20 protein-coding genes are annotated in these 25357 nt (G+C 35.4%); 7 read left to right on the top strand and 13 right to left on the bottom strand.

Features of this window, described 5'->3' with window-relative positions:
• Positions 1-264 precede the first annotated feature (264 nt).
• Positions 265-3750 carry a patatin-like phospholipase family protein gene (locus tag AB674_RS20450; protein ID WP_047779151.1) on the top strand — a complete coding sequence of 1162 codons (3486 nt, stop codon included), beginning with the start codon at positions 265-267 and terminating at the stop codon, positions 3748-3750.
• 510 nt (positions 3751-4260) lie between these two features.
• Positions 4261-4815, top strand: a complete 555-nt coding sequence (locus tag AB674_RS20445; protein WP_047779150.1) for a fasciclin domain-containing protein — start codon at positions 4261-4263, stop codon at positions 4813-4815.
• 80 nt (positions 4816-4895) lie between these two features.
• Here AB674_RS20445 and AB674_RS20440 read toward each other — a convergent pair whose 3' ends face one another.
• The 7 genes from AB674_RS20440 to AB674_RS20410 form a co-directional block, all read right to left on the bottom strand.
• Entirely contained in the window at positions 4896-5741 is an 846-nt protein-coding gene (locus AB674_RS20440) for an EamA family transporter (protein ID WP_047779149.1), read from the bottom strand.
• A gap of 288 nt (positions 5742-6029) precedes the next feature.
• Positions 6030-6170, bottom strand: a complete 141-nt coding sequence (locus AB674_RS20435; RefSeq protein WP_047779148.1) for a hypothetical protein — start codon at positions 6168-6170, stop codon at positions 6030-6032.
• A 70-nt stretch (positions 6171-6240) separates the two neighbouring features.
• A complete protein-coding gene (locus tag AB674_RS20430; protein ID WP_047779147.1) occupies positions 6241-8001 on the bottom strand; it encodes a M56 family metallopeptidase in 1761 nt (586 codons plus the stop codon).
• Between the two features lie 6 nt (positions 8002-8007).
• Positions 8008-8376 (bottom strand): BlaI/MecI/CopY family transcriptional regulator, encoded by a 369-nt coding sequence (locus tag AB674_RS20425; RefSeq protein WP_047779146.1) that lies wholly within the window; start codon positions 8374-8376, stop codon positions 8008-8010.
• Between the two features lie 30 nt (positions 8377-8406).
• Positions 8407-10032: a M56 family metallopeptidase gene (locus AB674_RS20420; RefSeq protein ID WP_047779145.1), complete on the bottom strand. Its 1626-nt coding sequence runs from the start codon at positions 10030-10032 to the stop codon at positions 8407-8409.
• A 7-nt stretch (positions 10033-10039) separates the two neighbouring features.
• Positions 10040-10408 (bottom strand): BlaI/MecI/CopY family transcriptional regulator, encoded by a 369-nt coding sequence (locus AB674_RS20415; RefSeq protein WP_047779144.1) that lies wholly within the window; start codon positions 10406-10408, stop codon positions 10040-10042.
• Positions 10409-10837: 429 nt separating this feature from the next.
• Positions 10838-12055 (bottom strand): MDR family MFS transporter, encoded by a 1218-nt coding sequence (locus AB674_RS20410; RefSeq protein WP_047779143.1) that lies wholly within the window; start codon positions 12053-12055, stop codon positions 10838-10840.
• Between the two features lie 97 nt (positions 12056-12152).
• Between AB674_RS20410 and AB674_RS20405 the strand changes: the two genes are divergently transcribed.
• The 5 genes from AB674_RS20405 to AB674_RS20380 all read left to right on the top strand — a co-directional run bounded on the left by AB674_RS20405 (position 12153) and on the right by AB674_RS20380 (position 16109).
• A complete protein-coding gene (locus tag AB674_RS20405) occupies positions 12153-12752 on the top strand; it encodes a DUF1684 domain-containing protein (protein ID WP_047779142.1) in 600 nt (199 codons plus the stop codon).
• The gene (locus tag AB674_RS20400; protein ID WP_047779141.1) at positions 12752-13402 is read left to right on the top strand and encodes a TatD family hydrolase; all 651 of its coding nucleotides are present in this window, start codon (positions 12752-12754) and stop codon (positions 13400-13402) included. Before AB674_RS20405 ends, AB674_RS20400 begins: the two co-directional genes overlap by 1 nt.
• A gap of 122 nt (positions 13403-13524) precedes the next feature.
• Entirely contained in the window at positions 13525-14241 is a 717-nt protein-coding gene (locus tag AB674_RS20395; RefSeq protein WP_047779140.1) for a ThiF family adenylyltransferase, read from the top strand.
• Positions 14242-14533: 292 nt separating this feature from the next.
• Positions 14534-15196, top strand: coding sequence for an HAD family hydrolase (locus AB674_RS20385; protein WP_047779138.1), 663 nt, complete (start codon positions 14534-14536; stop codon positions 15194-15196).
• Between the two features lie 70 nt (positions 15197-15266).
• Positions 15267-16109: a DUF2911 domain-containing protein gene (locus AB674_RS20380; protein WP_047779137.1), complete on the top strand. Its 843-nt coding sequence runs from the start codon at positions 15267-15269 to the stop codon at positions 16107-16109.
• A 764-nt stretch (positions 16110-16873) separates the two neighbouring features.
• On the opposite strand, the gene AB674_RS20375 is transcribed toward AB674_RS20380, so the two are convergent.
• The 6 genes from AB674_RS20375 to AB674_RS20350 form a co-directional block, all read right to left on the bottom strand.
• On the bottom strand, positions 16874-17500 hold the full coding sequence (locus AB674_RS20375; RefSeq protein ID WP_047779136.1) for an MCP four helix bundle domain-containing protein: 627 nt from the start codon (positions 17498-17500) through the stop codon (positions 16874-16876).
• Between the two features lie 175 nt (positions 17501-17675).
• Positions 17676-18209 (bottom strand): hypothetical protein, encoded by a 534-nt coding sequence (locus tag AB674_RS20370; protein WP_131701566.1) that lies wholly within the window; start codon positions 18207-18209, stop codon positions 17676-17678.
• 10 nt (positions 18210-18219) lie between these two features.
• Complete coding sequence (locus AB674_RS20365; protein ID WP_047779134.1) at positions 18220-19950, bottom strand: sodium:solute symporter; 1731 nt, start codon at positions 19948-19950, stop codon at positions 18220-18222.
• 121 nt (positions 19951-20071) lie between these two features.
• Entirely contained in the window at positions 20072-22603 is a 2532-nt protein-coding gene (locus AB674_RS20360; RefSeq protein WP_047779133.1) for a PIG-L family deacetylase, read from the bottom strand.
• Between the two features lie 155 nt (positions 22604-22758).
• Positions 22759-23292 (bottom strand): hypothetical protein, encoded by a 534-nt coding sequence (locus AB674_RS20355; RefSeq protein ID WP_047779132.1) that lies wholly within the window; start codon positions 23290-23292, stop codon positions 22759-22761.
• Between the two features lie 217 nt (positions 23293-23509).
• Positions 23510-25327 (bottom strand): hypothetical protein, encoded by a 1818-nt coding sequence (locus tag AB674_RS20350; protein WP_047779131.1) that lies wholly within the window; start codon positions 25325-25327, stop codon positions 23510-23512.
• Positions 25328-25357 lie beyond the last annotated feature (30 nt).

Below are 25357 nucleotides of genomic sequence, written 5' to 3'. Positions count from 1 at the left end.
AAATATAAGATTATACGTGGTTTAACATGATAGTTGTAAAGTATTTAATTTAATGATAGTAAACGGTTTCTAAACAGGTAATTATACTCGTTTTTTAAATGGGCTTTTGACGTAATTTAGATGTGGTTTTCAAGATTGGAAAATCCAGTTTTTGAAATACTAATAATTGGAACGAATAATTAATTCTCCTTTTTTATTGAGGATTAAATAGTTTGAATTTTCTCCCGGAATCTATAGTATAGTAATTACCTAATCTTATTTGTTATGGACATTGTAACCGACCTCACCGCTGAAGCGATATCCTATCTTACCCTTTTTCAGGATATATTAAAAAGCAATCCTCAAAACACTTTTCCTAAAGCGTTTCTTAAAAAAGATTCTTGGAGTACCCTTGTAAGTAAGGATGAAAATATGGACAAAAACCATTATGGTATAAATCAATTGACTCCCGGTCAGATAGACGAAATAACTGACCTGGTCTGGCATAGCGCTGATAAAAATGGAGAAAAGAATCTGACAAAAGTATATTTAGACATCGTTTATGATCTTTTAGAATGGCTCGCCACCAATATTGATAAAAAGTATATGGATAAGACCGAATCCAGTGAACTTTTATTGTTTAGGGTGCCTTTTTTTTGGAGGCAGCGAATACGGGCAGCACTTTATAAAGAAAATTTAGAGGAGCGAAAAAAATTGGCAACGGTACTTCGATACATGCCGGTACAGGTGGTTCAGGCCATTACCGGACAGCACAAATCAGCATATGATATTCGTCTCTATCAATTTTATGCAGCAAAAGAGAAGGAGTATGATTATTCAAATATTCTAAATGATACCGATCTTAAAAATCATAAAGCATGGTGGGATGAAAACGAGGATGATGCTATAAAGTACCTCACTGATGATAGAGTACTTCTTAGACAATTGCTAAATAATAGTTCAGAAAGGAAAATCAGAACTGAGTTTCCCTTACCGTTTGAAACCTTATTTAATGACGAGCTGGATGAAATTAATAAAGCACGTAAGAAGAGAGGCGAGGAATGGCAGGCATCCGTAACTGTTGATGAAAGTACAAATGAGAATCTGCTAAAAGTAACTTCTGACGGAGATAAAATATACGATCCAATGGTACGGGCTACAGATATGAAGCTTACCGGTACCGCTTTTTCCGGAGGAGGTATTCGTTCAGCCACATTTAATCTTGGTATACTGCAAAGACTGGCAAGTCTGGACGTTTTAGAAAAAATTGATTATATATCGACAGTATCCGGAGGTGGTTATATCGGTACCTGGTATACATCGTGGATAAAACGATCCGGTTCTTTCAGTAAAGTTACGGATCAGTTATGTCCCGAGAAATCATCCGATCCGTTTGCCGATGAAGTCCGTCCGATTCGATGGCTTAGAATGTTCAGTAATTATCTTTCTCCAAACGTAGGTATGATGTCTCCCGATGCCTGGACGTCGGGAATGACTTGGTTAAGAAATACTCTAGTCAATCAGACCTTGTTATTATTGGTGTTATTAACCGTTTTCTCTTTCATTTTGGATCTTTACAAAGGATGGGAAATTCTCGGACTCCTATTTAAAGGATTGGAGAAGAAGGATGAAATTCCGTTTTTTTGGTTGAATACGGCAATGCTGATTTTTGGAGCGCTTACAGCTGCTTTTGCCATGCGATCGTTCTATAAAGTAAAACAGAAGAGAAAAGTTGCCCGGGTTACCAAAATTTGGAATATTTTTAATATTGACATCCCCTTTCTTACCAATATTACAAGTATTCTGCCTTATCTGCTAATTGTTTGGACCATTATTTGCGCCTTTTTGGTCAGTACATTTATGTTTAATATAAGTATAGATGAAATTTGTCGTAAGAGCGAAAACCTGTATGTATGGTTTGGTCTTAATGTCTCATTGCCGGCATTTATCGCATTGATTCTAGTGGCATTGCTGGGGAATTATCACAAAAGATATGATCTTATTCAGTTAGGTAAGGCCAATGTAGTGAAGGAAAAATTGTCTGACAAAGAAAAAATAGAGGTAAAAAATGAAATACACAAAGTTGGAGTTATCAATTGGTTTCCAATAATACTAACGGTATCTTCAGCTTCAGCTGCGGCGATTTTAAGTCTATTGTTATATTTGTTTTGGAAAAATTATGAATTGATATTGATTTCAATCAGAAATTTCAATGGAACTATATGTTCGGATAAAGTAATGTTGTTATTCGGACTTCCTATTGTTCTTGAAATTTTTTCGCTTGCGATAATAACCAGAATGGCAATATTGGGCAAGATGTTTCCCGATTACCGTCGCGAATGGTGGGGAAGAACAGGAGGTTATATCAACCGGTTTGTACTTTTCTGGGTTATTATTTGTTTTGCCGTATTTATTATGCCAGATTTATGGACTGATACACCAATTGTTTTGCCTGTCGCTTGGGGAGGTTGGGCCGGTATAGTTGCCTGGGGAGTAAAAATAGCATTTGCATCCAAAGGGGATGAAGACCCTAATAAGTCTAGTAATATTGTGAACATCGTTGTTAAGGTGGTACCTTTTATTTTCATGATTGGGGTACTGCTTATAGGTTCCGGGATTATAAACCTTATAAGAGAGGGGAATAGCGATGTTATAAATCGTCTGACAACGGGAGGATTGTTTTTGATAACACTTTTTCTTAGCTGGCGTGTGGGGGTTAATGAGTTTTCCCTTCACCATTTTTATCGCAACCGTCTTATAAGAGCTTTCATGGGCGCTACGCGTAGCAGGGAAGATCGTATTAAAACTGCAAACGCATTTACGGGTTTTGATACCAATGACGATATATTGTTATCGTCTATGAAGGTCGATGATGGTTATTTTGGTCCGTATCCTATTCTTAATACAGCCCTTAATGCGACTGTTGTTTCAGCTCTCGACCGACAAGATCGAAAAGCAGAATCATTCGTGTTTACACCCTTATATTGTGGCTATGATTTTAGTCCTACGCGTCCGTCTACTTACGATGTTGACCATGTTTATGAATACGGCTATCGTCCTACCAATAAATTTTCTAATGAAAAAGGTGGGCCAACTATAGGAACAGCAATGGCGATATCCGGAGCAGCGGTGAATCCTAATTGGGGCTATCATTCTTCAGCACCTATGGCTTTTTTATTGACAATCTTTAATGTCCGTCTGGGATGGTGGATTGGTAATACGAGACTTAAAAGATGGAAGGATTCTGATCCAAGAGGAGGTTTATTGTATCTAATTCATGATTTGACCGGTAAATCCGATATCAATATGGATTATGTTTGTCTTTCGGATGGAGGACACTTCGATAATATGGGCTTGTACGAACTCATCAGAAGACGCTGTCACTACATTATATTAGGAGATGGTGAGCAGGATCAGGACGTCGCTTGCGAAGGTTTAGCAAACGCGATTAGAAGATGTCGAATTGATTTTGGTGTAGAAATTACCTTTGAGAATTTTGAAGATATTACAAAACATCAAGGTATATCGAAGAAGCATATTATAAAAGGAACGATTATTTATCCGGGTATAAAAAGTATAGGTACATTAATTTATATCAAAGCCAGTTTGACAGGTAAAGAACCTATTGATATACGAGAATATGCGTTGGCGAATCCCGATTTTCCACAGCAGTCTACAGCAGATCAGTTTTTTGATGAAGCACAGTTTGAGAGCTATCGTAAATTGGGCTATCATTCAATACATAATATAGCAGAATTGCATTTGCCATAGTCATTAAGTTAAGCATTGCAAAAAAAAGTCTCACGCAGATTCTGCAGATTTTAGCAGAATGTAATAAAAAAAATCCGCAGAATCTGCGTGAAAAAATCTCTTAACTTAATGACATTGAGCTAAAGCAGGAGGCAATCCAAAATAATACTTTTATTCTTTATAAAAGGGCAATATTTTTATGCCAATTTAAATGGATCCCATCCAATTAAATTGCTTTTTAAACGCTTTAACCATTAAAAAATATACTCTTCTAATTCAGAATATGGAGTGTATGCTATCTGATTTCAAACATAAACAAACCAATAATTAAAATTACTTCATAAAACAGAGTCCGCGATTTAAGTTAAAAGAAAAAAAGAATTCGATTTTTAAAATTTAATTATTTTTCTAAAGCGTTGTTGTTTAGTGTGTTTTGAGGAATATTCAATGTAAGATTTACATTTTTGAATTTTTCCTAAAACCAAAACGATTATTACAGCGTAAATGCCTTTATAACTTAAAACATTAATTATGAAAACTAGAAAATTTTTAACAGCAGCAGTTTTAGTCTTAGGATTTGCATTTACTTCAAACGCACAAAAAACAGTAATGGTTGGTGGAGCGGCGATGTATCCGAACAAAAATATTATTGAAAATGCAGTAAACTCAAAAGATCATACTACTTTGGTGGCTGCGGTAAAAGCAGCAGATTTAGTAGCAACTTTACAGAGTAAAGGACCATTCACCGTTTTTGCCCCAACAAATGCAGCGTTTGATAAATTACCGGCAGGAACAGTAGAAACATTGTTGAAACCGGAAAACAAAAAAATGCTTCAAACAATTTTAACCTATCATGTTGTGGCTGGAAAAATGAACGCTTCGGATATTGCAAAAGCGATAAAAATGGGTAAAGGTAAAGCAACCCTAAAAACCGTAAGTGGTGGCACATTAACTGCCTGGATGGACGGAAAAACGTTATACATCAGCGATGAGAGTGGTAACAAAGCTAAAGTAACAATTGCAGATGTAAATCAATCTAATGGAGTAATTCATGTAGTGGACACTGTATTATTGCCAAAAAGCTAATTAAGAGCACTAAAATGCCAAGATAAAAAGAACTGTAAATGACTATTTACGGTTCTTTTTATTTTATATCGCTAAGAATCTTATCGTTTAGCCATTAAAGTTGATCCTGCTGAAGCAATAACAACACAGGCAACCGCTATTATTTCATAAAAATTTAGACGCTCCTGAAGAAATATAAAGCCACAAATAGCGGCCGCAGCGGGTTCTAAACTCATTAGTATACTAAACGTTCGCGGAGGTAGCTGCCCTAAGGCTTTCATTTCAAGTGTAAAAGGGATAGCACTTGATAAAAGAGCCAACGCAATGCTTAATCCAAAAAGTTTTGGAGTAAGATTAATGAGTCCATTTTCGTAAAAACCAAAAGGAAGAATTAAAAGTGAAGCAAAAAGCATTCCGACCGAAACAGCCTCACCACTATTCATAATTTTGGAGACTTTGCCACCCAGAACAATATAACTGGCCCAAAGTCCTCCTGCTAAAAGGGCAAAAATTACCCCTAAGGTATCTATTCTGCTATTCGTCCATGGGGCGATTAAAAGGATTCCGATTGCTGCCAGTACAACCCAGCAATAATCAAGTAAACGCTTTGATCCGACTATGGCGAGTAATAAAGGACCTATGAATTCTAAAGTAACAGATAATCCAATTGGGATTCTTTCTATTGCCAAGTAAAATATTAAATTCATCGCACCTAAATTCAAGCCATATGGAATTACAATTTTCCATTGTTGTCTCGTAATTTTAAACAGATTCGGACGATAAGCAGCAAATAAGATCAGGGCAGAGATACCGATTCTTATCGAAGCTGTTCCTGCAGCACCAAGAGCCGGGAAAATTGTTTTAGCAATAGCAGCGCCACATTGCACGCTTATAATGGCTAATAACACAGCCGGAACCGGTGGGAGGTTGAATTCTTTGTTTTTCATTGAAAGTCTATGCTGAAACGCAAAACTACAAATAAGTAAGCACAAAAGGTTTTCGGATAGTATAAAATTAACCCGTTGGGAGAAGGCCTAGTTTCCAAAGCCTAAAAAAGACATCTTAAGGAGTATAAGACTATGTGAAAAAATGGAAATTTTCTTAACACACCTCAAGTTATAAGTGTCAAAATCTATGTCTCTATGTGTTAAATTGATTTTGCTGAATCACACGCAACACATTCGGTAGACGGTATAAGAAAAACTACGCGTTACTACGAGAAATAGTATAGAAGATTAATCTAAAGCACGTTTGGTCACAAAGTAGCGGTACCCTATAAGCGCCATTTGCCATTTTTTTGCTTTGGTAATGTCTAAACCTTGTTTGGTCAAACTTGGTAAAAGAATTTTATTTAGTTTGGCTAAAATTTTATACATAGTAGGTTAATTTTTTTTCAAAGATATAAAAAAAGACTTTGTCATTTAACAAAGTCTTTCTGAGTATTAATTAGTGCTGTTTTTTAGCCATATTCTTTTGTTGCTGAATCATCGCTCTTTGTTGCAGTCTCATGTCTCGCTCTTGTTGTCTCATATCTCTTTCATATTGTTTCATGTCCTTCTCATGTTGACGCATATCTTTTTCATGCTGTTTCATGTCGATCTCATGTTGTTTCATATCAACATTCGATTGCTGATCGTATTTCCCCATATCCGCATTGAATTGCTCCATGGCTACTTCGTATTTTTCCATTTCTTTTTCAAAAATAGCTTCACGTTTTGACATGACTTCATTTAACTCCTTTTCGTAAGCAGCCATTTGCGGCTCAAAGGCATCCATTTTCTTTTCGAATTCGTCCATTTCTCTCTCGTAATTTTTCATAGCCGTTTTATCATTTAGATTTGCAGGCGGAACGGGAGGTTTTGGCATATTAGCCATAGCAGTTGGAGGTGATGGCATTGCGCCGGCCGGGAAAACCGGAGGTGTTGGTGGAGTCGGAGGTGTCGTATAAGCGCCGTTTTGATACACGGTTCTGGTTTCTCTAACCTGTGCAGGACCTTCTTCATCGGTTAAACCATCGAGTTGTCCATCGGCGATTAGTTTGATTTTTTTCGTTCCATTATCGTTTGTTGTAATGGCAATTCCGCAATCCTTAATGGCTTCATCACCATTAATTTGAATAGTTTGTGCTTCTCCGGCTCCTTTTTTAAGAGCTACTTTGATACAGGTTAATTCGTTTTTTGAATTTCTCTTTACTTCTGACACTACTACATCTACATCATGATTTGCTTTTAATTTTTCAGAAAGCTCCTTTAATTCCTGATCTGTGGTGTTTTTTTTGATTTTGTAAATCTCTACTGATTGTTCTTTTTCTTTTGCGACTGCCTCAATTTGTTTCTTTTCCTGCGCTACTGTTTTGATTTGAAATAAAACTACAAAAGCTACAAGTGCCGGAAGTATGGCGTAATACTTCCAATAGTTTCTCTTTTTTGATTGATTTTTGTTTAACATGACAATTCGTTTTTTGATTAATGATTGATAAAAATGATTGGTGATTGCTACACAAGTTTCATGTGTAGTTATTTTTAAAAGCGTGTATTGGTACGCTTTTTTGTCCGAAAGTTTTTTTGCCGCTTCATTATCCGCAATAAACTCAAGGTTTTGAATAATGGCTTTTTTATAAAACCAGATGATCGGATTGAACCAAAACAGTACACAGAATAGTCTTGAAATCAGAACGTCAACTGTATGATGCTGATCACTGTGTACTTTTTCATGTTCAATAATACTCTCTAACTCTGATGCCGTATACAGTGATGAGTTGTAAACGATATAATCAAAATAAGAAAAGGGAGCAATGTTTTCGTTGGTATCGATAAATTTAAAATCAGCTTGTTGTTGCACTTTTTTGCCTTTAAGAACAGCATTCAGACTGTAAAAATCTAATCCGAATTTTACTAAGAAAGCAATAAAACCAATGGTATAAATAGCAATGTAAACCAGATTCCAGTTGATTTCGAAAGACTCTTCTTCTATAGCATGGACAATAGAAGCAGGAGAGTAACTCATATTTGAAACCGGTACAGGATCAATCCATACAATTTTGGTATACACTATAAAGGGCAGTACTACCGATGTAATCAATCCGGCTAGTAAAAACCATCTGTTGCTGGTAAAGAAAGTTTCTTTGCGTAATAGTAAATAATAAGCAAGGTAAAACAAAGCAACTAATGCGCTTGATTTTGCGATAAAAATGAAAAGTGCTTCCATAAACGACTATTTTTCTTCTTTTGAATTTTCAATCATAGCTAAAACTTCACGTAATTCAGCTGCAGAAATTTTTTCCTCTTTAGCAAAAAAGGATACCATACTTTTATAAGAGCTATTAAAATAATGATCAATAGCGGTACTCATAAATCCTGTGCGATACTCTTCGATGCTTACAATTGGATAATACTGATGGGTATTTCCAAAAGTAGTATGACTCACATATTCTTTTTCTTCCAGATTACGTACTATAGTCGAAAGTGTATTGTAATGTGGTTGCTCTTCTGTAATCTCGGCCTGAACTTCTTTTACAAATGCTTTTTTGAGCTTCCATAAAATGTGCATGATTTCCTCTTCTTTGTTGGTTAGCTTTTGCATAGTTTTAAGGTTGTAAATTAGCTGTAGTGCTTACTTTTTGGTTGTGATTTCAATCACACCATTTTTCCCTTTGTCGCCATATTTTTCTATAGCCTGAGTGCCTTTAAAAACACTCATTTTTTCTATATCAAGTGCGTCAATATCATCCATAGAAGTACCATCTGTCAGTACAACACCATCTACGATGATAAGTTGTTTAGCAGAACTTCCGCCTGATTTTACGATAACTTTTGGCTTAGATTGACTGTAGTAGGTTATAGAAGTAGTTTCGTTTTTGTCCCCATCAGTACTTACATTCACGTTTGTATTTACATTGGTTTTGAAGGTTGTGATTACATGAGTATTTGTTGTACCATTTGTAGGATCACTTTTGCCAGTAGTAGTATTAGTTTTAACATCGGTATTGGTATTAGTTTTTTGAGTTTTCTTGATTTTTATCTTTGATCCTTCGGTCGCGTCCTTTTGAAATTCGTTTTTTGTAACTACAATTATTTTCTTAACCCCGTTTTCCTCAGTTTTAATGATAATACCACAGTCTTTGATAGCATCAGAACCCGAAATATGAAGAGCCTGCGTTTCTTCTTTACCGTTTTTAAGATCAACTTTAATAGAGGTCAATTCATTATTTGAATTCCTTTTTGTTTCAGAAATAACGGCATCAACATTGTGCTCCGCTTTTAACTTTTCGGTGATTGTTGCAAGCTCTTGATCTGTGGTTGTTTTTTTGATTTCGTAAACATCCATTCCTTTTACTTTTTCAGCAGCACTGTTTTTTTGAGTTTGCTCTTTTTCGTGGGCTACGACTTCAATCTGAAATAGAAGTACAAACGCTACAAGTGCCGGAATTACGGTATAATACTTCCAGTAATTCCGTTTTTTTGATTGATTTTGATTTAACATAACGATTCGTTTTTTGATTAATGATTGATAAAAATGATTGGTGATGGCAACACAATTTTCGTGTGTTGTTATTTTTAAAAGCGTGTACTGATACGCTTTTTTGTCGGAAAGTTTTTTTGCTGCCTCATTATCTGCAATAAACTCGAGATTTTGAGTAATCGCTTTTTTATAAAGCCAGACAAGAGGATTGAACCAAAACAAAATACTGAAGATTCTGGAAATCAAAACATCTACGGTATGGTTCTGATCGCTGTGCACTTTTTCATGTTCAATAATATTCTCTAATTCTGTAGCCGTATATAGTGATGAGTTATACACAATGTATTCAAAATAAGAGAACGGAGCTATATTCTCCTTGACATCAATAAATTTAAAATCGGCCTGTTGTTTTACTTTTTTACCTTTTAGAATAGCATTTAAACTATAAAAATCTATTGCGAATTTTATCAGCAAAGCCAGGAAGCCAATGCCATAACAGGCTAAAAGCACATAATTCCAATTGATTTCAAAAAGAGGATTTTCAATTGTTTGCGTAAAAACAGGTTGAAAATCCGGATTTTGTGTTGAAGCAGGGGCAACCCATATATTTTTGGTGTACACTATAAAGGGCAATACCACAGAAGTGATTAAACCGGTCAATAAAAACCATCTGTTCCTGGTAAAGAAGGTTTCTTTGCGCAGTAAAAAATAATAGGCAGTATAAAACAAGAGTAACAATCCACCTGATTTTGCGATATAAATGAATAGTGCTTCCATAAAATGATTATTTTTCTTCTTTCGGACTTTCGATCATGGCTAAGATTTCACGTAATTCAGCTGCAGAAATTTTCTCTTCTTTAGCAAAAAAGGACACCATACTTTTATACGAGCTATTAAAATAATTATCAATAGCGGTACTCATAAAACCTTTACGATAATCTTCGATGCTTACAATCGGATAATATTGGTGGGTGTTTCCAAAGGCATTATGATTTACATATCCTTTTTCTTCCAGATTACGCACTATAGTCGAAAGCGTATTGTAGTGCGGTTGGTCTTCTGTAATCTCGGCTTGAACTTCTTTTACAAAAGCTTTTTTTAGCTTCCATAAAATGTGCATGATTTCCTCTTCTTTGTTCGTTAGCTTTTGCATGTTTTCTAATTTTAATTCAAAACTACAACTATTTTTATAGTTACGCAACTATAAAAATAGTTATTTAACTATTTTTTACGTTTGAATTGTGTTTGAAGCGCTGTAAAGCCTCTCAAATTAGCCTGTAGAGCGTAATTGAGCCAAATGTTTTTTAACACATAGAAACATAGATTTTGAATTTACAATTTGAGAAGCTTTTAGAAAATCATGATTTTTTCACATAGTTGTGTGATTTATTATAAGTGAAACTTTTTTTTAAGCTTTGCTAACTATGTCTCTATGTGCTAAAATTAATCGTAGCAAACGGTTTTAGTTTAGTCTTGTAAAAAGTCTTTTTCTATGTCTCTATGTGTTAAAATTAAAGCACGCAAAAGCCTCAATTTAGTATTATTAAATTGAAAATGCGTTTATTGTAATTGGAATGAGTAGTTAAGAAACCTTTTCGTCAATCAAAGCTTTCTTGATCCACAGACAACAAAGAGTAGCGATGATTCCGATGGAAGCCATGAAAAACCAGTTTATTTGATAGCCCAGTCTGGCAATAATTTCAAAACCAATTTTGGAACTCATAATATGTGCCAAGCTGAAACTCATGGTATAAAGCGCCATATAGCGGCCTTCTTGACCATGCGGTGCACGACTCAAAGCAAAAGCATTAGAGAAAGGAAAGGTTAAGATTTCCCCAATAGAGATGCAAATCATACTAATTACCAGTATTCCGGCCCAAACATTAATAAGTAACATGAAGAAACTTAAAGACATTACAAGTGAACCCAGTAAGATGATTTTTATTTTGGGGAAACTTTTTCGCTCCATAAAACCGACTATTGGCATTTCAAAAGCAAAAATCATAAGTCCGTTTAACGTCATTAATAAACCGGTTTGGAATTCGGTTAAACTAAATTTTTCGTTATGATATAAAGGTAAAGTGGTAAAAAGCTGAAAGAAAATCATGCCTGTTACAAAGCTTACAAATAAGAAAACCCAAAAGATCTTATCATGAAAAACAGATTTTATGGCCACAGGACTTTCAGTTTTGTCGTTATGTGGAACTTTTTTCTTTTCTTTTACCAATAAAGCAAAAATCAATATGGCAACAATACAAGACGCTCCATCAACCCAGAACAAACCTGAATAACCGATTCCCATAATGATCAAACCACCTAAAGCAGGTCCGGCTGCAAAGCCAAGATTTACGGCTAAACGAACCAGTGTTAAGGCTCGGGTTCTGTTTTCCGGTTTTGCGTAAGCGCTTAAAGAAACAAACATGGCAGGTCTGAACATATCTGCAATAACCATTAGAAGAAACATGGAAGCGCAGAGTGCCCAGAAAGTGGTTACATATTGAATAAAGAAGAGTGATACTCCACTAGTGAATAAACTAAAAATCATGATTTTATAAAACCCAATTTTGTCGGATAATTTTCCTCCCAGCCAAGATCCTAACATAGACCCTAAACCAAATGAAACCATAATCCAACCTACCTGATTGTATGAAAAATGCAGGTCCTCTTTTAAGTACTTTGATAAAAAGGGAAGCACCATAGTACCGGCACGATTAATAAAAGTGACTAGTGTAAGTATCCAAATTTCTCTTGAAAATCCTTTAAAATTATTGATGTAGTGGGTAAAAGCAGTTTTGAGCATTGTAAATTGGTTATTTACAACAAAGTTAGAAAACTTTGTAACGTAGAGCGGTTGCTGCTTTGTTACTTTTAAACTATTTTTGCATAAAATTTTAAAGATGAAAAAATATATTGCATTTGTTTTGTTGTTGACCTGTGCTTTAGGTTTTAGCCAAAAGAAATTTAAGCAGAGCGATGCTGAAAAATTTCAGAAGAAAATTAATTCAGAATACGCTGATGCTAAGACAAGTCCGTTAATGGCGGAGGATCTTAAAACTTTTAAAGCTTTAGATTTTTATCCAATAAATCAAGCCTTTTTTGTCAATGCTGTTTTTGAAAAAGCAGTAAATGAAAAGGTTTTTGAAATGAAAACCACCGGAACAAGAACACCAAAATATATTAAGTACGGAACAGTTACTTTTAAGATAAATGGAGTTGACTGTCAATTGAATGTGTATCGAAATATAGAACTCTCTAAAAATCCCGAGTATAAAAATCATTTATTCTTGCCATTTTCAGATTTAACATGCGGCAAAGAAAGTTATATAGGAGGAAGATATATTGACTTAGAAATTCCCAAAGGCAATACAATTGCTATCGATTTCAATCAGGCCTACAATCCGTATTGTGCCTATAATCACAAATATTCTTGCCCGATTGTTCCGTTGGAGAATGATTTGAAGGTTGAAATTAAAGCAGGTGTGAAAACCTTTCACTAATGAAATTCTTCAATTTTCATACGCATCAGTTTACCAATCAATCTGATATACTAGAATTGGTCAATCAGTATCCACAAGAATTTGATGATAGCATTCCGTTTTATTCCATTGGAATTCATCCTTGGTACATTGCGGAAGACAAATTAGAAAGCGATCTGAAAATTGTTGAAGAAAAATTGTTGAAGAAAAATTGTCTGGCTGTCGGGGAGTGTGGTTTAGACAAACGTACAGAAGTTCCGTTGGACTTGCAGATAACAGTTTTTGAAAAACAATTGATTCTTGCAGAAAAATACAGAAAACCGGTCGTAATTCATTGTGTAGCTGCTTTTCAGGAAGTGATCGCAATAAAAAAAAGAATGAAAATCACTGTTCCGATGATTGTACATGGTTTTTCGAAAAACAGTCAGATCGCGAACCAACTTGTTAAAGAAGGATTTTATATTTCGTTTGGAAAGTACCTACTCAGAAATCCTGAATTAAAAACGGTTTTCCAACAAGTCCCAAACGATCGTTTTTTCCTGGAAACAGACACTACTCAGGAAACAATTCAGGAAGTATATACGCTTGCATCAGCATACAAGAATTTAAACAGTAAGGAACTGGAAGCAATCATTTCAAACAACTATAAAGCGGTCTTCCAAAAAACCTGAAACCTAAAACCTGAAACCTAAAACCTGAAACTTGAAACCTGAAACAAAAGAAACCTGAAACAAAAGAAACAAAAGAAACAAAAGAAACAAAAGATATTAATTTTTTAAACAATACAGATAATATGGCAGAGTGGACAGAAAGAGCCGAGCTTTTATTTACCAAAGAAGGATTAGAAAACTTGCAAAACTCCAATGTTTTGGTAGTTGGCTTAGGTGGTGTGGGATCATTTGCAGCTGAGTTTTTGGCCAGAGCAGGAGTAGGGAGTATGACCATTGTGGATGGCGATGTAGTAGATATCACCAATATAAACAGACAATTACCGGCTTTGCATTCTACAGTTGGTGAACCAAAAATCAAGATCGTCGGAGACCGTTTGATGGATATTAATCCGGAATTAAAACTGACGCGAGTTCAGGAATTTTTATCCCCTGAGCGTGCTTTTGAAATTGTTACTCCTGAATTTGACTACGTTCTGGACTGTATTGACAGTATTACTCCGAAGTTAAATTTAATATTTGCTGCAAAACGAAAAAGAGTAAAAATCATTAGTAGTATGGGTGCTGGCGGAAAAATGTTAGCTTCGAAAGTAAAAGTTACTGATATTTCTAAAACGATAAATTGCTATTTTTCTAAAACAATTCGCAAGCGTTTGAAAGAAGCAAAAATCAATAAATTGAAAGTCGTTTTTTCTTCAGAAATTCAAGACGAGAAAAGTTTGAAATTAACAGACGGAAAAAACTTCAAGAAATCATTCTACGGAACCAACAGTTATATGCCCGGTTTATTTGGTCTTCATGCTGCCGAGACGGTGATTAGATATTTGCTTACTAAAGTTTAGTCGCAGTTTACAGTCGCAGTTTGCAGACACAGTTTACAGACACAGTTTACAGACACAGTTTACAGTCACAGTTTACAGACACAGTTTACAGTCACAGTTTACAGTCACAGTTTACAGTCACAGTTTACAGACACAGTTTACAGACACAGTTTACAGACACAGTTTACAGACACAGTTTACAGACACAGTTTACAGACACAGTTTACAGACACAGTTTACAGACACAGTTTACAGACACAGTTAAAAAAACTCAGAAGCTTAGCAGCTCAGAACCTCAGAGACTTAAAAAAAAATGATAAAAACAGTAATTTTTGATATGGACGGCGTTATTGTCGATACAGAACCCGTTCACCGTTATGCTTATTACAAACAATTTTCTGAGCTCGATATTGAGGTTTCAGAAGAAATGTACACTTCGTTTACCGGATTTTCGACACGAAATACGTTTCAAACTTTAAAAGGACATTTTCCCGCTATAGAACTGGAAGTAGAGGATTTGATTCAAAGAAAAAGAACAATTTTCAACGATGCTTTCGATACTAAAGAAGATTTGTATTTGTTGGAGGGTGTGGAAGATTTGATCAAAGATTTATATGCGAGCGGAATCCAGTTAATTTTAGCATCTTCTGCATCGAAAGTAACCATTGAGCGTGTTTTTAGCCGATTTAACTTGCATCAGTATTTTACGGATCTTGTGAGTGGGGAAGACTTCCCGCAATCAAAGCCCAATCCGGCTATTTTTTTGCATGCGGCCTCTCTTTCAAAAGCGCCGAAAGAGAACTGTATCGTGATTGAAGACAGCACTAATGGTGTGCTGGCTGCCAAAGGAGCAGGCATCTTTTGTGTAGGTTACAACAGCCCTCATTCTAAAATGCAGGATTTGTCAGCTTCGGATTTAATTATCAACGACTTCAAGGAATTAAATGCTGAAAAAATATCGCAATTAGGCGCTTGAATTATGTAAAATTTAACATTTGTTAGCTGATTGAATTGTAAATTTGAATAAAACAAATAAACCTAAAACAATGAAAAAACTACTTATTGCATTAGCCCTTTTTATGGCTCCTTTTGCTTCAGAAGCACAGGTTAGAACACCACAGGCAAGTCCAAAAGCTTATATCAAACAAACGGTTGGTTTAACCGATGTTGAGGTTACCTATTCAAGACCCGGAGCGAGAGGTAGAGCTGTATTTGGAAATTTAGTTCCGTTTGGAAAATTGTGGAGAACTGGTGCTAATGAAAATACGATCATTAACTTCGGCGATGATGTTGTAATTGATGGTAAAACATTAAAAAAAGGGAAATATGCAATTTATACGATTCCAAAAATAGAAAGCTGGGAAGTGATTTTCTATCTTTCTACTGACAACTGGGGATTGCCTGAAAATTGGAACGATGCTTATGTTGCTTTAAGAACGACAGTGAAAGAAGATGCTTTGCCAAAACCGGTTGAAACTTTTACAATTGGTATTAATGGTTTAGATCCTAATTTCGGTTTTCTGGAAATTGCATGGGAAAACTCACATGTTGCTTTAAAATTTGAAGTTCCAACTGCAAAAACAGCTACAGCAAGTATCGAGAAAGTATTAGCAGGACCATCATCAGGTGATTACTTTGATGCAGCACAATATACATTTCAGTCAAACGGAAATATTGCCGATGCCAGAACTTATGTGGACAAATCATTGGACATGAGTGCTGAAAAACCATATTACATTTTAAGATTAAAATCACTAATTCAGGCCAAACAAGGCGATAAAAAAGGAGCAATTGAAACTGCAAAAGCTTCTTTAGCAGCTGCTGAAACAGCCAAGAATCAGGATTACGTAAAAATGAACAAAGACAGCATCACGGAGTGGAGCAGATAAAAAAAGATTCTTTGAATCTTTTTAAAATTTCAAAATATTTAAAATTCCAAATTCCAAATTTAGTGGGATTTGGGATTTTTTTTTGTGGTTTAAATTGCTTTGCAATATGATTTTTTGGTGTGCTCTTTCTCTTTGGTTGAAAGGATTAGCTAATAGTGTTTTATTTTTAGTCACGCATTTTTTCTTGCAACCTTGTCATTTCGAAGAATGAGAAATCGCACTAGCTGCTCCGTTTCTATTTTTTACAATTTTGTCATCCTGAGGAACGAAATAATTCCGTAAAGTGAAGCTCAACGGTATCGATTTAGCAAACGTAGATTTTTCGTTTCTCAGGATGATAAACTGTACGGAGTTTCTATTTTCCGCAATTTTGTCATACTGAGGAACGAAGTATCTTCACAAGTAACTCCGTAAAGTAAAGCTCAACTGTATCGATTCTGCAAACGTAGATCCTTCGTTCCTCAGGATGACAAACTGTACGGAGTTTCTTGTGTGATTTCTCATTCTTCGAAATGACAAAAAGTGAGTGGTAAGCTCGTAAAAAGGTAAAACTTTAAAGAAAAATCAGGAATAAACTTTACGATCCTGGAAAGCCTTAAATCGAAGATGAGGCTTAGTATATCGGAACCTGAATGAAACCTGAAACCTGAAACCTGAAACCTGAAACCTGAAACCTGAAACCTGAAACCTGAAACCTGAAACCTGAAACCTGAAACCTGAAACAAAAGAAACAAAAAAACAAAAAATCCCCCTCCCTTTTAAGTTTAGTTCAAGCTAGGCGATTCAGGAATTTTTACAGTTTTCTTTTTCTTAATAATCAGCAGATAAAAAGTAATCCCGCCCAAAATGACAAGCAAGGCAATCTGAAGTTGTCCAAGACTATTATTACCGCTATGCATGGCATTCGCGGCTTTTAATTTTTCCTTTCCTTCTGTAATTTGAATTTGAGAGAGTAATTCTAACGTTTTTAAAGCTTCATCGCTTGCTTTTGAAATCTGAATCCAGTTTTTAGCTTGAGATTGTTTATGGATGGTCTCGCATGAATTTAGAAAGGCTTGAAAATAAGTTTTCTCTTTGGGTGTTAGAACTGTTTTGGCATATAGATCATCTATGGTGTGGATAATCTTTAAGGTACTTGCGATTTCATTCTTTTTGATAGTATCGCTGAGGTTTAATTTTTCGGCTTCTGTTTTTATAAAATGAAGCTCTTTGGAGTATTGAAAAATATAATGCGCTACTACTAAACGATCTTTGTAAATCGCATTAATGTTTTCGTTAACATTTTTGGAGTTTAGTAAGGTGTTGAAATTACTCAAAATAATAAGAAGCATGACAATAAGCAGAATGAAAGCCGCTTTGGTTTTGTTGCTGTATTTTTTTAAGTCTTTCATAATGTCGTTTTTGGAATGGTTAGTTTTTCAAAGATAGAGATTTTGAGGTTGAAAAATAACCTTGAAATTAAGGAGTAGTTTGATTTCTAGTCTGAGCCGTACATTATATTCAGTTTAACTAAACTTTCCTTTCACTATTCTCTACAAATTGTACAACGAGACTACCTATGATTTTTTATTTTTTTCTAGCTTTTTCAATCATATTTCCTGCATAAATAAAAAATACGCCTAAAAGTAACTGGCAAAGAAATAAAGTCTGGTTTTTAGATCTGACCGTTTCGAATTTTAATTCTGTCTTTCCGTCTATGTCAATTTGAAAAATTTCGGGATTTAAATTATTTAGATCCCACTTCTTAATCCACACAACGACCTTTTTTGAACTTTCTAAATAGGATCCTATTTTATCAGATTCATTATAACCATTAAACAATGGATTAGAAGAGCCTTCTGATAAAATAAACTGATTGTCAAATTCATTTAATGAAAAAGTCAAAGTTGTTTGCCTGCTTTTAATTTCACGCCCGGATTTCTTTTCATTTGAAATAATTCCTGATGTAACGTTTGATGACTTGACTGTTCCTTCAAGCGGCATCAGGAAATTCTTTGGTAATAAAACGGTAGGTGCAAAAAAATACAAACTAAGTAGTATCGTAAACGTACCAATAATAGATAATCTGTTCTGATATAATAGTTTAATTTTTGACAACATAAGTATCAGCTTATAACTCATTCAATTCAAGCTCATTTCTCTTAAAAACAAATAACTGCATCAATAAAGCCAAAACGATTGTCAAAATTGCCCCGATAAAGTTCAACCACAAATACCCTAATTTTTCCTGACCACTCGGATAAATATGAATCATGAAATAATAGATGATAAAAATGGTAATCTGACTGATAATAGCACTGTAAAACATGGCTTTTGCCTGAACATGACGCAAATAAAAACCAACCAGAAAGATTCCTAAAACCGTTCCGTAAAAAATAGAACCGATAATATTGACCAACTGAATGAGGTTTTCAAATAATGTTCCCACACAGGCAAAAAGTATGGCGATAATTCCCCAGAAAAGGGTGAAAAATTTGGTTGCATTCAGATAATGTTTCTCTGATTTTTCGGTTTTTAAGTTTCGTTTGTAAATGTCAATGGCGGTTGTTGAAGCCAATGCATTTAATCCCGAAGCGGTTGAAGACATGGCAGCCGAAAGTATTACGGCTAACAATAATCCGATAAGGCCTTTTGGCAGATAGTGAAGAATAAAATGAAAAAACACATAATCTTTATCATTCGTTTCACTGTTGCTGTCTGCCTTAGAAATGATTTCTTTGGCACGGTCACGTAAGTCTTTTTCCTTATTGGATAAAGCAACCAACTCTTTTCGCAGAATCGGGTTATCATAATCCTGATTCAACTGATCGATGTATAATAGATTGATTACTTTTTTATCCTCAGAAAGCGTGTTTAATTTTTTCTCTAAGGTATGATACTCTTCTTTGAATGCCGATTTCTCGATTACAATTTTATTGTTTGGATTAAAATTTAACGGAACGGGATTAAATTGAAAAAATACAAAAACCATAATTCCCGTAAGCAGGATAAAGAATTGCATAGGTACTTTTAAAAGCCCGTTCATTATTAATCCCATCTGACTTTCGCGAACTGATTTTCCGGATAGATAACGCCCCACCTGAGACTGATCTGTTCCAAAATAAGCAAGTGCAAGGAAAAAACCTCCTGTAATCCCGCTCCAGAACGTATATTTTTCTTCGGGATTAAAAGAGAAATCTACAATATTCATTTTGTCATTTGCTCCGGCAATATGCATGGCGCTGGAGAACGTCATATCATTTGGCAGGTAATGTAAAATCAGGAAAAAGGTGATAAACATTCCGGTCATAATGACGAACATCTGTTGTTTTTGAGTTACGTTTACCGCTTTTGTACCTCCGGAAAACGTATAAATAATTACCAGCAAACCAATGATAACATTCATAAAGGTCAGGTTCCAGCCTAAAAGAGCCGATAAGATAATTGCCGGTGCGTAAATGGTTAATCCGGTTCCTAAGCCTCTTTGAACTAGGAAAAGAATTGCGGCTAAAGATCTGGTTTTAAGGTCGAATCGTTTTTCCAAAAACTCGTAGGCAGTATAAACTTTTGCTTTATGATACAGCGGAATAAAAGTCACACAAATGACAATCATGGCAATTGGCAATCCAAAATAAAACTGTACAAAACCCATTCCGTCATGATAAGCTTGTCCGGGTGTTGACAAGAAAGTGATGGCGCTTGCCTGAGTTGCCATTACAGAAAGTCCGACGGTATACCAAGGTGTTTCATTGTTGCCAAGAATAAAATCCTCGACATTTTTACTTCCTTTGGTTTTCCAAGAGCCGTATCCAACAATAAATAAAAGTGTAACAATTAGAACGATCCAATCAAATAGTTGCATAGGTTATGAGTATAATTGCATGATTAAGAGAAAAATCAGAATGTAAATGGCATTGGCCACCAAAACGTAGGTGTAGCTTTTTTTCCATTTTTTTGTTTTTTTATCTTCCATTTTTGAAAATTTATTGCTTTAATTGCTGTTTAGGAGCTTCAATAGGTTGTTTCAATGAGATAATATTCGAAAGCAAACGATATGCTCCCGCAACACCTTCAGGTAATTCTCTAAAAAAGCTTAAACCGGTGTAAATGTAATATCCTTTTCCATATGGTGCCACTAATAAGGCTCCATTTTTAGCAGACTCTCCTTTATCATGTGAGGATAAAATAGGAGTGAAGGCAGGGTCATATTGATCCGGATAATAGAGACCCTGTTCTTGTGTCCAGCCTTCAAAATCTTTAGTGCTGATTTTATTTGGGGTGTTTAAAACAGGGTGATTGGGCGCCAAAAATGTGATTTTTGCGTTTTCTTCTGTTACACGGTCATTTGATATTTTCAATGGGTACGGTGCAAGTTGATCGGTTACTAGTCTGCCGTACGTATTGTATTGCACAATCATATTTTTACCGCTTTTCACAAAGTCAAAGAGTACTTTTTGCTTGTTGGCTAGAGCATTGACTGTATTATAAGCACGAACTCCGGTAATCACCGTATTAAAAGAATCTAATTTTTCAGGTGTAATTTCCTCAGGTTTCAAAAGAGTTACTTTATAACCCATTTGTGTAAGGCTTTCAGGTACCTCATCACCCGCTCCCATAATGTATCCAATGGCATCTCCCGAAGTTTTTAATTCAATACGGATGCATTTTGACTCCGCTGACTTCAGGATCATTTGTTTGGTAATATGACTGTAATCGATGATTGTTATGCTTTTGTCAAAACGTTCTTTATCTATAGTAATGACGCTTTTTGCAATGGCTTCTTCGGGTTGAACGGGTGGTGTCACTTCAAAATAAAAGGTCTGTTCCATTCCCTTTTTTTCTAAGGAAAATGAAATTTGGTTTGGCGAAATCAACCAGCCTTTTCCTAATTCTAATTGCACGTTTCCTTTTATGTTGTCTTTTCCGGCACGAACTTTTACCGGAACCAATTTGCTTTTGGTATCCTTAAAAATCAGCACTTTTTCTACGATTGAAGTGGTTGCTTCAGGTACAATATCCAGAAAATTGTACATTTCACCTTTTACACCGTCATTGTATTTGTAAATAACAGTACGCTCAAACGGAATCTCAACACCACTAATTTTTACATTAAAAAGAACTTTTACTTCTCTTATAATATCAGGAATTCCAATATTTTCCTGATTGGATACGGTATAGATTCCTTCTGAAGCTTTTTCTTTTAGCCAATACGGTTGGGTATACTCGATTGTAGCAGGAAGTTGAGTTTGCAGGCTTATTTTTTGATCGTTGTTATTTTTTAGAACCGTGTTTTGAACCGTAGTTTTATGTTCCGGTAAAGTGGTTACACTTGTCAGTACCATTTCTACAGCAGATCGGTTAATCGCTTCAAGACTTAGTTTAACAATACTTCCCGGAGTAGCTTCCTGTTCGCTTGCAGCTGCTTCCAGATATAAACCGGCAGAAGACGCAATAATATTTTTTATGGCAGCAGATTTTACACTTTTCCAATGTTCATCTTCTAATGATTCAATCATCGTGTACGCTTTTACCAAATCCGGTATACTTGCCGACGGGTTGCTGAAATTGTAGTTGGTTATAATTTTAGAAATCAGTTCACCGATAGGTTTTCCGTTTTTAACGCGATTCCAGCTGGTGTCAATTCCTTCAAACAATACATTCGGATCTTTGGGAGCTTCTCCGTTAATCAGTTCTAAATATTCGGTTTCATTTCCGCGAACTCCTGTACTTCCAAATCCTTGTGATTGATGGCGGCTGCGACTTAAGGCCGCAATTTCCTGATTTGATTTACCAATTCCGGTATAATAAACACCAGTTTCTAAGGTTGCAAATTTAGATTTATTGGCCGCTTCAAAATTTTCCTGACTTCCATAAAACCACCATGAAGTATTAAAGTATTGGCGTTTTACCTGCCAAGGCTTAACATATTTTAGTTGTTCAGGATATATTTTAGGATCATTTGTCAATTTAAAACTTTCAACACTTAACATAGCAGACGAAGTATGATGCCCATGCGTTGAACCGGGTGTACGGTGATCAAATCGATTGATAATTACATCCGGCTGGAATTTTCTGATCGTCCAGATAACATCGGCCAAAACCTTGTCTTTGTCCCAAATATGCAAAGTTTCCTCTGGATTTTTTGAGTAGCCAAAGTCATTCGCTCTGGAGAAAAATTGTTCTCCACCATCTACTTTTCTTGCTTCAATTAATTCCTGAGTTCGTATAACACCTAATAATTCACGCAATTGAGGACCAATTAAATTCTGACCTCCATCACCACGAGTTAAAGACAAATATCCGGTTCTGGCATTCATTTCATTAGCGAAATAAGAGATCAGACGGGTGTTTTCGTCATCAGGATGTGCAGCCAGATACAATACAGATCCCAGAAAGTTTAATTTCTTGATTTGATTGTAAATTTCTACGGCATTTGGTTTCTGTGGTTGTTGTGCAAAAGAAATGGAAGTTCCGACTAAAAAAAGAAGAAGAATTTGTATCTGTATTTTTCGCATGGTTGGTTTAGGTGTTTTTTGAAAGAAGTTCAAAAATACTAATTATATTATTGAAGATAGTGCAAATGAAATGTTAACGGTTGATTTTTTTGCTATTAAAACAGACAAAAAGAGAGTATCAGGATCCTGATACTCTCTTTTTATTTAGGAAAGAATTACCTTCTTCCCGGGCGGTAAGGACCATCATGTCTGCGATCGTGATCGTGGTCATCATCATCGTCGTCATCGTCATCATCTCTGTCACGTTTCTTATAATGTTTATCATAGTTTTTGTGATTTCTGTGATTATCATTATAACCGTAAACCGGTCTTGGTCTGCAACTTCTTTGTGGCGCTCCGTGATATCCTTTATAATATCTTACTTTGTGTCTGTTAAAGTAGGTGTAAGGAGTTCTACCGTGATAATCTGTTAATACTACTTTATACCCGTCGTATAAATCGTAGTTGCGATATTGTCTTGGTAAACGGTTTACTCTTGACCATCTTCCTCCTCCATAACAAATAAATTGCGAGGCTCTTACATCATAATAAGCTTCTATGTCGGGTAAGTAATAGTACTCTGTTTGTTCATAACCTGCAGGGCCCCATGCTGGTGGAGATCCTATGTTAACATTTACAGATACCTGGGCTTGCGTGGCGTTTGCAACCAAAAGTAATAATCCTGCGATTGCTATTTTAACTGTTTTCATTTTTTTAGTTTTTTGTTAATTTTAACTCTAATAGGCAATATTCATATACTGTGCCAAAAATAAAAACAAAATGCATTTTAACCGATAAATGATGCTTTTAATCGATATTATTTTGTTAATGATTTGTAAAGTGTTTGATTTTTAAAGTGTTGCGAATTTAAAAAAAATATAAAAAAAAGTTCAACGCAAAGCAAAATACAAAATAAGAGCTTGCAGCTTATTTATACTTTACAATTCTTGGTTTGGCGAGTTCAAAACTCTGTAAACCACCATAATCAGTGGTTTCAAAGGTGTTGGTTTTGAATAGATTATCGCCTTGCATCGGGATAGTAGGGTAGTAGGATAGTGATAATTGAAAGGAACTGAAAACCAAATAGTCATTGCTAATCAATAAACCTATAGTCAATTTAGAGTACGCTTTATTTTTAAACATGGCGTCATTCTGGCTTCCGAGCACACCTATGGCGTAATTAAAAAACGGATTCAGACGAAAACCCAAAAGTTCATAAGGAGAATAGGTTTGGGTTTGCAGTGCCAAAACCATTTTACTTGTTCCGTAGAGTGGCGCATTGAAGCCTGCTAATCCATTTTGTTCATTTAAATTTAAGCGATCTCCCATACTGTCTGCCCGATTGATTCCCAATATTAATTGTGGATTAACAAATTGCCTTAATTTCCAATTTCCAATACTGTATAATTTTGTAAAGTAGTTGGACTCGAGCAATATTGAGGTTTGATAGGTTTTAGATTGATGAAAGTAAGTACCGGCCTCAAAATTCATACTTAAAAAACCCAATCTGTAATAATTACCAAAAGAAAATTGAGCACCGAGATAAGGGCGCCAAATGGTGTTTTTGTATTGATAACCGAAGGTGATACCATAAATTCGCCCAATAGGAATGTCTTCTGTCCGTCCATTTCTAAAGATATAACTGTCCTTAACGAATTTTCGGGTGTTAAATCCAATTCCGCCTAAAAATAGTTTTTCATTAGAATAAAAATTAATAGAGTCGTATTCAATAGTTGGACTTTCTTTGTAATCGATATTAAGGAAACGTGTAGAGACAATCAGATTGGTTATTCCATGATGTTCATCTTCAAAAACTTTTGAAGCATTTCCGACCCAAAAATCCTGAAAACGGTATTTAAAGGGCTGAAATGCAAATTTTAAATCCGGCCCCTGCAAACTGTCTTTTTTATAACTTTCACCTAAGTAAACACCGCCAGCCCATTTGGTTAAAGGGGAATAGAAAGCACGTTCCATATCAATGCTTTTGTTATAGTTATTGTCAAAGTCTATATTGTATTTCAGTACAGTGCTGACAAAAGTGCGTGCAATATTAGGTATAGTATAGGTTCCATCATGCCCATCTGCACCATCGGCAAAACGATTTGTGAACTTGTAATCTAATTGCTGCCCCGTTCCGAAGAAGTCCTTTTCTTTTAATCCAATACCAACCCGACTGCTCGAAATTGAAAATCTCGGAATAGTACTCCACGAATCTAAAACGCGGATGGTAACATCGATAGAATCTGATGCTTTGCCGGCTAATTTGTTTGAAATTTTCACAGCAGTTACATACCGTTGCGATCGTATGATACGTTCCGATTCCTGCATTTTATAGGAATCATAAGGCGCATTCCTTCTTAATAACAATAAATTGTAAATGGCTATTTTTTTTGTTTTTAAATGGAGCCTGTTACCGGTTCTTTCCCCCCAATTCCGGGGCATAGCAGTGGTGTCTGAAACAGAATGTCCAAAGGGATCTAAAGTAACAATTGTTATTTTTCGAATGATTTTACCATTGTAATCAGTGGTGTCTTTTTCTACCGGTTCCGTTTCTTTTTTTCGGGGTTTGCTGGTTCTGAAAAAGAGTTTGTGTAACGTTTTGGTAAATTTGTTTTTTTTAGAATAGTTTCGAATTTTGGTATATATTTCGGTACTGTCTTTTTTTTGTTTCGTATCCTGCGCGCAGAGGCTTTGCAGGCTAAAACAAAGGAGTAAGACAATAACTATTTTTATTTTTCGAAACATTCAGATCTATTTGATAGCTTAAGATGATTT

Source organism: Flavobacterium sp. ABG (genome assembly GCF_001027725.1).
Taxonomy (GTDB): Bacteria; Bacteroidota; Bacteroidia; order Flavobacteriales; family Flavobacteriaceae; genus Flavobacterium; species Flavobacterium cupriresistens.
This window is presented reverse-complemented; position numbering and strand designations above follow the sequence as displayed.

Excerpts from the sequence above, each read along its gene's own strand:
- AB674_RS20450 (WP_047779151.1), top strand. The coding sequence starts at position 265 with ATGGACATTGTAACCGACCTCACCGCTGAAGCGATATCCTATCTTACC.
- AB674_RS20445 (WP_047779150.1), top strand. The coding sequence starts at position 4,261 with ATGAAAACTAGAAAATTTTTAACAGCAGCAGTTTTAGTCTTAGGATTT.
- AB674_RS20440 (WP_047779149.1), bottom strand. The coding sequence starts at position 5,741 with ATGAAAAACAAAGAATTCAACCTCCCACCGGTTCCGGCTGTGTTATTA.
- AB674_RS20435 (WP_047779148.1), bottom strand. The coding sequence starts at position 6,170 with ATGTATAAAATTTTAGCCAAACTAAATAAAATTCTTTTACCAAGTTTG.
- AB674_RS20430 (WP_047779147.1), bottom strand. The coding sequence starts at position 8,001 with ATGGAAGCACTTTTCATTTTTATCGCAAAATCAAGCGCATTAGTTGCT.
- AB674_RS20425 (WP_047779146.1), bottom strand. The coding sequence starts at position 8,376 with ATGCAAAAGCTAACCAACAAAGAAGAGGAAATCATGCACATTTTATGG.
- AB674_RS20420 (WP_047779145.1), bottom strand. The coding sequence starts at position 10,032 with ATGGAAGCACTATTCATTTATATCGCAAAATCAGGTGGATTGTTACTC.
- AB674_RS20415 (WP_047779144.1), bottom strand. The coding sequence starts at position 10,408 with ATGCAAAAGCTAACGAACAAAGAAGAGGAAATCATGCACATTTTATGG.
- AB674_RS20410 (WP_047779143.1), bottom strand. The coding sequence starts at position 12,055 with ATGCTCAAAACTGCTTTTACCCACTACATCAATAATTTTAAAGGATTT.
- AB674_RS20405 (WP_047779142.1), top strand. The coding sequence starts at position 12,153 with ATGAAAAAATATATTGCATTTGTTTTGTTGTTGACCTGTGCTTTAGGT.
- AB674_RS20400 (WP_047779141.1), top strand. The coding sequence starts at position 12,752 with ATGAAATTCTTCAATTTTCATACGCATCAGTTTACCAATCAATCTGAT.
- AB674_RS20395 (WP_047779140.1), top strand. The coding sequence starts at position 13,525 with ATGGCAGAGTGGACAGAAAGAGCCGAGCTTTTATTTACCAAAGAAGGA.
- AB674_RS20385 (WP_047779138.1), top strand. The coding sequence starts at position 14,534 with ATGATAAAAACAGTAATTTTTGATATGGACGGCGTTATTGTCGATACA.
- AB674_RS20380 (WP_047779137.1), top strand. The coding sequence starts at position 15,267 with ATGAAAAAACTACTTATTGCATTAGCCCTTTTTATGGCTCCTTTTGCT.
- AB674_RS20375 (WP_047779136.1), bottom strand. The coding sequence starts at position 17,500 with ATGAAAGACTTAAAAAAATACAGCAACAAAACCAAAGCGGCTTTCATT.
- AB674_RS20370 (WP_131701566.1), bottom strand. The coding sequence starts at position 18,209 with ATGTTGTCAAAAATTAAACTATTATATCAGAACAGATTATCTATTATT.
- AB674_RS20365 (WP_047779134.1), bottom strand. The coding sequence starts at position 19,950 with ATGCAACTATTTGATTGGATCGTTCTAATTGTTACACTTTTATTTATT.
- AB674_RS20360 (WP_047779133.1), bottom strand. The coding sequence starts at position 22,603 with ATGCGAAAAATACAGATACAAATTCTTCTTCTTTTTTTAGTCGGAACT.
- AB674_RS20355 (WP_047779132.1), bottom strand. The coding sequence starts at position 23,292 with ATGAAAACAGTTAAAATAGCAATCGCAGGATTATTACTTTTGGTTGCA.
- AB674_RS20350 (WP_047779131.1), bottom strand. The coding sequence starts at position 25,327 with ATGTTTCGAAAAATAAAAATAGTTATTGTCTTACTCCTTTGTTTTAGC.